This window comes from Streptomyces sp. NPDC058459 (assembly GCF_042721685.1).
Taxonomy (GTDB): domain Bacteria; phylum Actinomycetota; class Actinomycetes; order Streptomycetales; family Streptomycetaceae; genus Streptomyces.
The window spans coordinates 1-11,475 of the sequence record NZ_JBHXLV010000205.1; the positions used below are offsets into that span (position 1 = coordinate 1).

Genomic DNA, 11,475 nt, shown 5'->3' on the forward strand with positions numbered 1-11,475 from the left:
GCCCCGGTCCGCGCCGGCGTCCTTGTTGCGGATCATCGCGGTGCGCACCGTCTCCAGCCGGGCGAGCGGGTCGGGGTCACCGACCGGGAGCCGCATCAGGTACCCGGAGAGCCGGTTGCCCTGCGGCTGGGCGGTGCGCGGGCGGCGCCGGGAGACCGGGATGAGGGCGCGCGGGGCGACGCCCTCGGTGCCGTCGCCGCGCTCCTCCAGCCAGCGGCGCAGGGCGCCCGCGACGACCGCGATCAGTACGTCGTTGACGGTGCCGCCGGTGCTCTTGCGGACCCGGTGCACATCGTCGATGTCGAGCACGGCCCCGGCGGTGCGGCGGGTGCCGCTGGGCGCGGAGGTGAGGGCCGGGGCGGGGCTCATGCCGAGGGTGGAGCGGGCCAGCGAGCCGCCGATGTCCAGGGCCCGGCCCAGGTCGGAGACGGCGCCCCTGACCAGGTCGGGGACGCGGCCGGGCAGCGCGCGCACCTCGGAGAGCAGACCGGGGCGCTGCTCGGCGGGGCGCGGGGCGCGGTCGGGCAGGTCGACGGGGTCGAGCAGGGAGGCGGCCAGTTTCAGGGCGCGCAGCCCGTCGGCGAGGGCGTGGTGGAACTTGAACAGCACGGCGAAGGACACCCCGTCCGCGCCGGGCAGGACATGCGCCTCCCACGGTGGCCGCCCGCGTCTGAGCGGGCGCTGCATGAGCCGCCCCGCCATGCCGTGGAAGTCGTCGGTCGGGGCGTGCAGCCGTACGTGGTCCAGCGGGTCGAAGTCGGGTACGGGCTCGCGGGTGGCGCCGCCGAAGGCGAGGGGCCGCCAGACGTCGCGGATGCGCATGCGCAGGCCGGGGACGGAGGCGGCGCGGGAGGCGAGCAGGTCGGCGGCGTGCGCTCCGGCGGCGGGCGAGTGGGTGGCGAAGACGCCGAGCGCGCCGAGGTGCATGGGGTGCCGGGCGGACTCCATGTTCCAGAAGGCGAGGTCGAGCGGGGCGAGCAGATCGGAAGTCAAGGGCGTGCCTCGCGTCTTCTACGGGTGGACTTTCCCCGAGTCAATCCCCGAACCCCGATTACGGTCAAGTGCGATCAGGTTACGCACAGTTAACAACGGACAAAGTCCCGCCCCGAGAGAAGGGGCGGGACTCGGCGGATCCTCAGGTCATCTGAGTGCCGGGGGTGCCGCGTCGGGTGCCGTACCCCACTCGGACGGGCGCGGGCCGACCGTGAACGCGAGTGTCCGCAGCGAGCGCAGGGCGCGGGTCGTGAGGTAGGTGCGGTCGTGCGGCATCCGGTCGGTGCGGACGGTCTGGATGTAACGGTCGGCGGCCGAGGTGCCGGGCGCGGTGACGGTGAGGGCGCCGGCGGGCCAGTAGCGGCGGTCCAGGACGAGGTCGACACGCTCGAAGACGGGGGTGGACAGGCCCCATGTGTCGTAGCCGGGCTGGACCGGGAAGAGGCCGATGGAGGTCAGCACGTTCCAGGCGGACATGGTGCCGAGGTCGTCGTTGCCGGTCAGGCCGGCCGGGGTGTCGGTGAACAGGGTGAGCGCCGCGTGCACCACGTCGGTGGTCTTCCAGGGGCGGCCGGTGGAGAGGTAGGTGTACGGCGCGATCAGGTCGGTCTCGTTCTGCGGGTTGTACGTGGCGGCGCCGTAGTAGTCGTACGCGTTCCCGTGCACCCACACCTGGCGGGCGGTCGCCCCGGGGTCGGAGAGGAGCCTGTCGTAGGCGAAGAAGGAGTCCAGGCGGCGGTCGGCCGCCTCCTTGCCGCCGATCAGGCCGATCAGGCCGGGGAGGTCCTGCGGGACGAGCCACTGGTACTGCCAGGACGTGCCCTCGTGGAAGCCGACGCTCTCGGCCGGGTCGGCCGGTCCGGTGAAGGCGCCGGAGGCGTCGCGGGCGCGGAAGAAACCGGTCGTGGGGTCGAAGACGTCGCGGTAGTTCCGGGACCGGGCCGCGTAGCGGGCGGCGTCGTCCCGGTGGCCGAGGGCGCGGGCCATCTGGGCGAGCATGGCGTCGGAGAGGGCGTACTCCAGGGTGGCGGAGGCGCCGAAGTGGTAGTCGGAGTCGCCGTTCTTGGCGTAGGGGCGGCCCTTGATGTACGGCACGTAGCCGTGCGCCAGGTACTCGGCGTCGGCCTCCCGGCCGACGCCCGGGTAGGCGGCGGGCGGCACGCCGTCGGCGTTCTTCCTCAGCGCACGGTAGGCGCGGTCCTCGAAGCCCTTCAGCAGGCCGAGGTGGAAGGCGGTGGTGAGGAAGGGGGTCACCGGGTCGCCGGTCATGATGTTGGTCTCGACCGGGCCGTAGCCCCACTTGGGCAGCCAGCCGCCGTCCTCGTCGATCCGCACCACCGAGCGCGCCATGTCCCGGGCCTCGCGCGGCGCGAGCAGGCCGAGGAGCTGGGCCTGGGTGCGGTAGGTGTCCCACAGCGACCAGTTCTGGTAGTAGGTGAAGCCCCGCGCGCGGTGCGGCTTCTGGTCCCACCCCAGGTAGCGGCCGTCGGTGTCGCTGCCGATGTTGGGCGCGAGGAACGAGCGGTACAGCGAGGAGTAGAAGGTGCGGCGCCGCGCCAGGTCGCCGCCGCGCACCCGGACGGCCGCGAGCCTCCTCTCCCACGCCTGACGGGCCCGCCGGCGCACGGTGTCGAAGGACGGCCCGCCCTCGGCCCGCAGGTTGGCGGCGGCGCCGCGCGCGTCCACGTACGACAGTGCGGTGGTCGCCTCGACCGTGCGGTCCCCGGTGGTGTCGAAGCGGACGTACACCCCGCCCGTGCCGCTGCGCGCCCCGGCGGTGACCGCGCCGGAGTCCCAGGCACCGTACGCGGTGAAGGGCCGGCTGAACCGGGTGACGGTGTACACCGTGTACGGGCCGGTGTCCCGGCAGAAGCCGTGGCCGGAGATCTTGGTGCGTACGGTGCGGTCGTCGAGGATCTCCGCCTCGGCGCCGCCCGGCCTGTGCAGCGACTGGGCGGCGTTGAGCAGCACGTTGGCCTGCTTCGTGGCCGGGAAGGTGTAGCGCTGGACGCCGGTGCGGGCGGTGGCGGTGAGTTCGGCGCGGATGCCGGTGCCGAGGCCGACGCGGTAGTAGCCGGGGCTCGCCGCCTCGTCGTCGTGGGAGAAGGCGGCGGCGTAGCGGGCGTTGTCGGTGGCGGTGACCTCGCCGGTGGTGGGCAGCACGGGCAGGTCGCCGCCGATCCGGCAGCCGACGCCGGAGACATGGAGCAGGGAGAAGCCGCGGATGTGGTCGTGGGTGTGGTCGTAGCCCGTCCGGTGCCCGGTGTCCGGGGAGAGCTGGACCATGCCGAACGGCACGGCGGCGCCGGGGAAGGTGTTGCCCTCGTTCTGGGTCCCGATGAACGGGTCGACCAGATCGGTGAGCCGGCCGTCGGACGGTTCGGCGGCGCGGGCGGGGGTGGCGGCGAGCGCGGACGCTGCCATCACCCCCGCCAGCCACAGCCCGGTGCGCCGGGTCCCTCTCATGTCGGATGACCTCCGCTGGTTCGATGTCGTTGCCAGCATCGTGCGGGGCGAACGACGTGAACTCGGGCATCCGGGACGGTTCGAGGGCGGCGCGTCGCGGGGACCGCCGGTTCTCGGCGGCGGATCAGGTGACGAGCTGGCCCTTGCCCAGGGCGATCACCCCGCTCCGGGAGACGGTGTACAGCTCCGCGTCCCGCTCGGGGTTGACGCCGATGGTCGCGCCGGGCGGCACCTCCACGTTCTTGTCCAGCACCGCGCCGCGCACGACCGCGCCCCGGCCGACCCGCACGTTGTCGTGCAGCACCGAGCCCTGGACGACCGCGCCGGGGTCGACGCGCACGCCGGGCGACAGCACCGAGCGGCTGACCTGGCCGCGGATCAGGCAGCCGGCGCTGATGATGGACTCGCTGGCGATGCCGCCCGCGCTGAACCGGGCCGGGGAGAGCTGGTTGGAGTGGGTGTAGATCGGCCACTGCCGGTTGTACAGGTTGAACGCGGGCCGCTCGGCGATCAGGTCCATGTGGGACTCGTAGTAGGCGTCGAGGGTGCCGACGTCCCGCCAGTAGCCCTGGTCGCGGGTGGTCTCACCGGGGACGTGGTTGTCGTGGAAGTCGTAGAGCTGGGCCTCGCCGCGGCCGGTGAGCTGGGGGAGGATCGAGCCGCCCATGTCGTGCGCGGACTGCTCGTCCTCGGCGTCCCGCTGGAGGGCCTCGATGAGGACCTTGGTGGTGAAGATGTAGTTGCCCATGGAGGCGAAGACACTGTTCGGGTCGTCGGCCAGGCCGGGCGGGTCGGCGGGCTTCTCCAGGAAGCGCTGCACCAGGCGGCCGTCCGAGCCGGGTGTGATCACGCCGAACGACGAGGACTCCGCGCGCGGCACCCGGATACCGGCGACGGTGACGCCCGCGCCGCTCTCGATGTGCTGGTGCAGCATCTGGCCGGGGTCCATGCGGTAGACGTGGTCGGCGCCGAACACCGCGACGTACTCGGGCTGCTCGTCGTGGACCAGGTTCAGCGACTGCAGGATGGCGTCGGCGCTGCCCAGGTACCAGCGCGGGCCCAGCCGCTGCTGGGCGGGGACCGGGGTGACGTAGTTGCCCAGCAGGCTGGACATCCGCCAGGTGGTGGTGACGTGCCGGTCCAGCGAGTGCGACTTGTACTGGGTGAGCACACAGATGCGCAGCACGTCGGCGTTGACCAGGTTGGACAGCACGAAGTCGACCAGGCGGTAGGTGCCGCCGAAAGTGACCGCGGGTTTGGCCCGGTCCGTCGTGAGCGGCATCAGCCGTTTGCCCTCACCGCCCGCCAGCACGATTCCGAGAACCGAAGGACCTCCTCGGCGCATGGCGCCTCCCCTCACCCTTGGCTTGAATCCACGAATGCCCTGACATCCGTCGGATCACGCCTGCTTACGGATCTCCTCGTACAGACCCGCGGTGCGCCGGGCCACCGCGTCCCAGCCGAACTCCCCCACCGCGCGGACCCGTCCGGCCTCCCCCATCCGCCGCGCGGCGGCCGGATCGGCGAGCACGGTGTCCAGGGCGCGGGCGAGGTTCCCCTCGAAGTCGCCGCCGGTGTCGACGAGCAGTCCGGTGCGGCCGTCGTCGACGACCTCCGGGATGCCGCCGACGCGGGACGCGACGACCGGGGTGCCGCAGGCCATGGCCTCCAGGTTGACGATGCCGAGCGGCTCGTAGACCGAGGGGCACACGAACACGGCTGCGTGGGTGAGGAGTTGGACGACCTCGGCGCGCGGCAGCATCTGCGGGATCCAGAAGACCCCGGTCCGGACGGCACTGAGTTCCTGGAAGCGGTCGCGGAACTCCCGGTCGATCTGGGGGGTGTCGGGGGCGCCGGCGCACAGCACCACCTGGGTTTCCGGGTCGATCTCCCGTACCGCGCGCAGCAGTTGGGGTACGCCCTTCTGCCGGGTGATGCGGCCGACGAAGAGGACGTAGGGCCGGTCCGGGTCGATGCCGTGCCTGCGCAGGGCATCGGTGCCGGGGTCGGGGCGGTACAGGCGGGTGTCGATGCCGTTGTGCACGACGTGCACGCGGTCCGCGTCCAGCGCCGGGTAGCAGGCGACGATGTCGTCGCGCATGGCGCCGGACACGGCGATCACGGCGTCCGCCGACTCGACCGCGGTGCGCTCGGCCCAGCTCGACAGGGCGTAGCCACCCCCGAGTTGCTCGGCCTTCCAGGGGCGCAGCGGCTCCAGCGAGTGCGCGGTCGTCACGTGCGGGATGCCGTACAGCAGCTTGGCGAGATGGCCGGCGAGGCCCGCGTACCAGGTGTGGGAGTGGACGAGGTCGGCGCCCTGGAGGGCGGCGGCCATGGAGAGGTCCACGGAGAAGGTGCGCAGGGCGTCGTTGGAGCCGTCCAGCACGGGCCACGGGCGGTGCCGTACGACGCCGGCGCCCCGGCCCTCGCCCCAGCAGTGCACCTCCAGGTCCACGAGTGCGGCCAGCTCGCGGGCCAGGAACTCCACATGGACGCCGGCGCCGCCGTACACGTCCGGAGGGTACTCACGCGTCAGCAGTCCCACTCGCACCCGGTAACCCCTTGGACATCGGCGGCAGTTCCTTTCATGGTCACCCAGAAGCGGCGCGTGGGGAAGAGCCCGGCGGGCGGGTGAAGCAGCAGTCCCCGCAGACGCCTCCGCCGGGGACCCGGTAGTAGAGGCAGCAGCTGCGGCGGTGGAACGCCGCGCCCGAGCGGACTCCGGTGCCGCGCAGCAGGGGGTGCGTGAAGAGGTCGTCGGTGAGGCCGGCCGCCCTCTCGGCCACGTCCGCGCGGGCGTTGGCGCGGGCCCACCGGTCCAGCAGACGGGCGGCTCCGGCGAGCGCGGAGGCGGCGTTGCCCCACAGCAGGCCGGGCGCCACCCCGTACCGGCGGGTCAGGGCTTCCCCTAGGGGCTCCAGATGGGCGTGCAGCACGGTGTCGGCGAGGGCGTCCGCGTCGCCGGGCAGCGGGCGGACCTCGGTCAGCCACAGGTCGTCGGGGGCGGTCGCGGCGGCGTCCCAGCGCAGCAGGCGCGGGGCGAGGTCGGGCGTCCGCCCGTACAGCGCGGCGCAGGCGAGCGCGGCCGACCAGAGCCGGGCTGCGAGCCCCTGCTGGGCCAGGGAGGCGCAGACCCGGGGCTCCCGGACGCGCAGCCGGTCCGCGACGACGCCGATCCGCGCCGCCAAAGCGTCGGTCTGAACACCGGTCAGCTGTCCCGCGTACGTCTGGTCGAGGGGAGGTGCCGCCGGTTCGGCGGGGCAGCCGCCGGTGCGCAGGACGAAGAAGCCGCCGAGCGGGCGCAAGGCGGTCAGGCCGGGGTCGAGTTCCACGGTCAGCACTTCTATCAGGCCCTGAGTGCGCGGGCGCCCGGTCACCCGCCTTGGGGATGACCGGGGCGCCGTCGTACTCCATCGGCAGTAGGACTCATCGCGTGCTCAGGGACGACGACGGTACGGGCGCGAGCGGGCAGAGTGTCCGTCATGGAAGCCGACCGTGCCCTGAGCCGGGCCCGCCTGCCGCTGGGACAGGACCCGGGGGGCCGCAGATGAGCGCCCTCGCGTTGTCCGTGCTGCTGTCCTTCGTCTCCGCCGTCGCGTACGCGGGCGGTGCCGTCGTGCAGGAGCGCGTCGCGGAGTCCTGCTCCGCCGAGCGTCTCGCGTCGCTGCGCAGGCCGGGCTGGTGGGCGGCGCTGGGGCTGAACGGCCTCGGCGGGGTGCTGCACGTCGTGGCGCTGGCCTTCGGACCGCTGAGCCTGGTCCAGCCGCTGGGCGCGCTGACGATCGTCTTCGCGCTGCCCATGGCGGCGCTGTTCGTCGGCCGCGCGGCCGGGGCGACCGCCTGGCGCGGAGCCGTCATGGCCACGGCCGGTCTCGCGGGCCTGCTCTCGCTGGTCGGCTCGTCCGGTGCGGGTTCCCTGGGGCCGGCGCAGCGGACGGGGCTGGCGGTGGTGACGGGCGGGGTGATCGTCGCGTTGCTGGCGGCTGCGCGGGCCGCGCACCGGCATCCGGCGGTCCGCAGTGTGCTGCTGGCGACCGGCGCGGGGGTGGCCTTCGGCATGTCCTCGGTGTTCACCAAGACGGTCGCCGTCGACTGGGGCACGGGCGTCGGCCTCACCGGGCTGCCGTCACTCGGGGTGATCGCCGTGCTGTCGGGCGCCGGGGTGTTCCTGTCCCAGGCGGCCTACCGGGATGGCGGGCTCGCCGCCCCCCTGGCCACGCTGACCGTGGTCAACCCGGTGCTGGCCGCCGTCGTCGGCATCGTCATGTTCGGCGAGACCTTCCGCCACGGCACCACGGGCACGGTACTGGCGCTGGGCTGCGCGGTGGTGACGTGCGGCGGGCTGATCCTGCTGACCACGGAGCGGCTGGGCGGTCCGGCGGAGCGGGGCGCCGCGGCGGGGGCGGAGACACCGGTGGACGGCGTACGCGTCCCGGCCGCGCGCGCCGGGTGGCTGCCGGGCGAGGGCGGCCAGGTGGCCGCCGTACGCGCCGCCCCGGACACCGGGCGCGGGCCGGCGCCGGACGCGAGGTGGCCGGTGGACCCGGACGCCCCGGCGCTCGTGTCCGTGGACGACGGGGACGCCGGGCCGCGGCGGGGTGACGGCGGCGTGGGCACTCCCGCCGCCTCTCACTCCGTCTCCGTGCCCGACGTCCCCCTCTGCGCCTGACGGAGAGCTGTTCGTCTGACGCTCAGACCTGCGCGCCTGACGGTCAGAGCTGGGCGCCGTGGGCCCGGAGGTAGGCGACCGGGTCGAGGTCGCTGCCGAAGCCGGGGCCGGTGCGCACCTCGAAATGCAGGTGGGGACCGGTGACATTGCCGGTCGCGCCGGAGCGGCCGATGCGCTGGCCGGTGCTCACGCTCTGCCCGGACCGCACGGAGATCGCGGAGAGGTGGGCGTACTGCGAGTAGCGGCCGTCATGGTGCCGGACGACGACCTGGTACCCGTAGGAGCCGCCCCAGCCCGCCGAGATCACCAGGCCGCCCGCGATGGAGTGGACCGAGGTGCCGGTGGGCACCAGGAAGTCGACGCCGGTGTGGTAGCCCTTCGACCAGTGCGACCCCGCCGTGCGGTAGCCGGTGCCGATGGAGGCGTGCACGGGGGCCACGACCGTGTTCCCGGAGTGGCCCGAAGACGTCTTGTTCTCGGTGGCGGCCCTGTGCGGGGGCTTCGGAGCGGCCTTCTTCGGCTCGGTCCCGGGGTGCGTCCGGTGCCCGGACGCGGCGGGCGTCCTGGCGGCGCCGTCCAGACTGAGCCGCTGGCCCGGGACGATGAGGTCGGGGTCGGCGCCGATGACCGTCCGGTTGTCCTCGTAGAGGCCGTGCCAGCCCTCCCGTACCCGGTGTTCACCGGCGATGCCGGAGAGCGTGTCGCCGCGCACCACGGTGTACATCTCGGCGCGGCCGGCGCGGGACTGCGGGGTGGTCTGCGGCCGTACGTCCTGGGCGGCGACGGGTCTCGCCCGGCTCTGGGCCGTCCTGGCCGGCCGGCTCGACGCGCTCTCCGTGCGGGACTCGGTGTGGGGCCCCGCGTGGGGCTTCGTGTAGGACTCCGTGCGGGGCGCGTTCCCGCCGCGGACGAGTCCGGCGCGCGGTCCGCAGGCGGGCCAGGCGCCGGGGCCCTGGCCGTCGAGGACCTTCTCGGCGACGGCCAGCTGCTGCGCCCGCGTGGCCTGGTCGGCGCGGGGCGCGTACCGGGTGCCGCCGTACGCCTCCCAGGTGGAGCTGGTGAACTGGAGGCCGCCGAAGTAGCCGTTGCCGGTGTTGATGCTCCAGTTGCCGCTGGACTCGCAGGCCGCGACCTTGTTCCAGGTGGCGGCGTCCGCCGCGCCCGCGGTGCCCGCCGCGACCAGCGGCAGGGCGAGTCCGGCGCCGCCGGCGGTGACGGTGAGTGAGGCGCGGTTGATCCTGCTCGGCTGGTACCGGCGATGCCGGCCGCGTACGGCCATGGTCCGAAATCCCCTCGACATGCGTCAGGAGGGGCAAAAGTAAGCGCCGGGAACAGGCCAGGACAAGAGCGGAATCCGGCCTGCCAAGGGTCCAAGTGGCCAGGAACCGGCATAGGTTGAGGTCGGAGGTTTTCGGGGCCCGGCGAACTGAGCCGTCGGCGGTCCCTCGTCCGTACTGATGGCTGGCGAGCCTGAAGTGCGTTCGCCGGGGCGGCGCGACAGGATGGGCCGCAGGTTCCGGTCACGCCGGAGCGCAGCAACGACGCAGCTAGGGAGCAGGCGGTATGAGCACACACGCGCAGATCGGCGTCACGGGTCTGGCGGTCATGGGCCGCAATCTCGCCCGGAACTTCGCGCGCAACGGCTACACGGTCGCCGTCCACAACCGCACGGCGTCGAAGACGCGCGAGCTGGTCGAGGAGTTCGGCGGCGAGGGCGAGTTCGTCCCGGCCGAGGCCGCCAAGGACTTCGTCGAAGCGCTGGAGCGCCCGCGACGGCTGGTGATCATGGTGAAGGCCGGGGAGCCGACGGACGCGGTGATCGAGGAGTTCGCGCCGCTGCTGGAGCCCGGCGACATGATCATCGACGGGGGCAACGCGCACTTCGCGGACACCCGGCGCCGGGAGCGGGAGCTGCGTGAGCAGGGCATCCACTTCGTCGGCACCGGGATCTCGGGCGGCGAGGAGGGCGCGCTGCACGGGCCGAGCATCATGCCGGGCGGCTCGGTGGAGTCGTACGACTCGCTGGGTCCGATGCTGGAGAAGATCTCCGCGAAGGCGGATGACGGCGCCCCCTGTGTGACCCACGTGGGTCCCGACGGCGCCGGGCACTTCGTGAAGATGGTGCACAACGGCATCGAGTACGCCGACATGCAACTCATCGGCGAGGCTTACCAGTTGCTGCGTGATGTCGCCGGGTACCCGCCCGCCGAGATCGCGGACATCTTCCGCACCTGGAACACCGGCCGCCTGGACTCCTACCTGATCGAGATCACCGCCGAGGTCCTGTCCCACGTGGACGCGGAGACCGGCAAGCCGTTCGTCGACGTGGTGGTCGACCAGGCCGAGCAGAAGGGCACCGGGCGCTGGACGGTGCAGATCGCGCTCGACCTCGGCGTGCCGGTCTCCGCCATCGCCGAGGCCGTCTTCGCCCGCTCCGTCTCCGGCCACGCGGAGCTGCGCGCGGCCTCCCGGCACCTCGCCGGCCCCTCCGCCCGCACCCTCGGCAAGGAGGAGGCCGCGGCCTTCGCCGACCAGGTCGAGCAGGCGCTCTACGCCTCGAAGATCGTCTCCTACACCCAGGGCTTCCACCAGATCGCCGCCGGCAGCGCCGAGTACGACTGGGACATCGACCTCGGCAAGGTCGCCGCGATCTGGCGCGGCGGCTGCATCATCCGCGCCGCCTTCCTCGACCGCATCACCCAGGCTTACGAGGCCCAGCCCGACCTCCCCAGCCTCCTGGCCGACGAGACCTTCGCCGACGAGATCTCCGCCGCCCAGGACGACTGGCGCGGCGTCATCACCACCGCCGTCACCCAGGGCGTCCCCACCCCCGCCTTCGCCGCCACCCTCGCCTACTACGACTCCCTGCGCGCCTCCCGCCTCCCCGCCGCCCTCACCCAGGGCCAGCGCGACTACTTCGGCGCCCACACCTATCAGCGCACGGACCGCGACGGCACCTTCCACACCCTCTGGGGCGCCGACCGCACCGAAACCAGCGCCTGACAGCCACGAGTGCACCCCGTACGGAGTGCACTCGCCGGACAACACAAAGGCTCGGGACAGGGGGCGCGGTCCCGAGCCTCCTCCGGGCCGACCTCTCGGCCGGGGCCGGAAAGCCGCGCACGGCTGGGCACCATCGGGCAGCGATCACGAGGTTGCGCTGCCCTGATGCTGACGGGCTGGGGCCATCCCCGCAGGCGCGGGGGCGTTCCGTCCAAGAGCGACGGTTCCGAGCTGACCAACTAGGCTAGCCGCGAGCCTCGTCCCTCATCACCCCCGTCCGCCGCTGGGCTGGCGGTCGGGGCCTGGGGGCCCCCACCCGAAGCGGCGGGGGCCCCAACCCGCCC

General features: G+C 73.4%; 8 protein-coding genes. 2 read left to right on the forward strand and 6 right to left on the reverse strand.

Annotated elements, in window-relative coordinates; genetic code table 11:
• The 5 genes from ACFWN1_RS27245 to ACFWN1_RS27265 form a co-directional block, all read right to left on the reverse strand.
• Window positions 1-993: wax ester/triacylglycerol synthase domain-containing protein (locus ACFWN1_RS27245; RefSeq protein ID WP_384367281.1), on the reverse strand; the 993-nt coding region annotated here is incomplete at its 3' end.
• A 147-nt stretch (window positions 994-1,140) separates the two neighbouring features.
• Complete coding sequence (locus ACFWN1_RS27250; RefSeq protein ID WP_384367284.1) at window positions 1,141-3,459, reverse strand: GH92 family glycosyl hydrolase; 2,319 nt, start codon at window positions 3,457-3,459, stop codon at window positions 1,141-1,143.
• A 124-nt stretch (window positions 3,460-3,583) separates the two neighbouring features.
• A complete protein-coding gene (glgC, locus tag ACFWN1_RS27255; RefSeq protein WP_384367287.1) occupies window positions 3,584-4,804 on the reverse strand; it encodes a glucose-1-phosphate adenylyltransferase in 1,221 nt (406 codons plus the stop codon).
• A gap of 54 nt (window positions 4,805-4,858) precedes the next feature.
• On the reverse strand, window positions 4,859-6,010 hold the full coding sequence (gene glgA / locus ACFWN1_RS27260) for a glycogen synthase (protein WP_384367290.1): 1,152 nt from the start codon (window positions 6,008-6,010) through the stop codon (window positions 4,859-4,861).
• 40 nt (window positions 6,011-6,050) lie between these two features.
• Complete coding sequence (locus ACFWN1_RS27265; RefSeq protein ID WP_384367300.1) at window positions 6,051-6,791, reverse strand: (2Fe-2S)-binding protein; 741 nt, start codon at window positions 6,789-6,791, stop codon at window positions 6,051-6,053.
• 215 nt (window positions 6,792-7,006) lie between these two features.
• Here ACFWN1_RS27265 and ACFWN1_RS27270 point away from each other — a divergent pair, with 215 nt between their 5' ends.
• A complete protein-coding gene (locus tag ACFWN1_RS27270) occupies window positions 7,007-8,128 on the forward strand; it encodes a DMT family transporter (protein ID WP_384367292.1) in 1,122 nt (373 codons plus the stop codon).
• A gap of 43 nt (window positions 8,129-8,171) precedes the next feature.
• Here the strand turns inward: ACFWN1_RS27270 and ACFWN1_RS27275 are convergent, their stop codons facing one another.
• Entirely contained in the window at window positions 8,172-9,407 is a 1,236-nt protein-coding gene (locus tag ACFWN1_RS27275) for a transglycosylase family protein (protein WP_384367294.1), read from the reverse strand.
• A 284-nt stretch (window positions 9,408-9,691) separates the two neighbouring features.
• Here ACFWN1_RS27275 and gndA point away from each other — a divergent pair, with 284 nt between their 5' ends.
• On the forward strand, window positions 9,692-11,131 hold the full coding sequence (gene gndA / locus ACFWN1_RS27280; protein WP_384367297.1) for an NADP-dependent phosphogluconate dehydrogenase: 1,440 nt from the start codon (window positions 9,692-9,694) through the stop codon (window positions 11,129-11,131).
• Window positions 11,132-11,475 lie beyond the last annotated feature (344 nt).

Coding starts and splice junctions, on each gene's coding strand:
- glgC (WP_384367287.1), bottom strand. CDS start 4,804: ATGCGCCGAGGAGGTCCTTCGGTTCTCGGAATCGTGCTGGCGGGCGGT.
- ACFWN1_RS27250 (WP_384367284.1), bottom strand. CDS start 3,459: ATGAGAGGGACCCGGCGCACCGGGCTGTGGCTGGCGGGGGTGATGGCA.
- gndA (WP_384367297.1), top strand. CDS start 9,692: ATGAGCACACACGCGCAGATCGGCGTCACGGGTCTGGCGGTCATGGGC.
- ACFWN1_RS27270 (WP_384367292.1), top strand. CDS start 7,007: ATGAGCGCCCTCGCGTTGTCCGTGCTGCTGTCCTTCGTCTCCGCCGTC.
- ACFWN1_RS27275 (WP_384367294.1), bottom strand. CDS start 9,407: ATGGCCGTACGCGGCCGGCATCGCCGGTACCAGCCGAGCAGGATCAAC.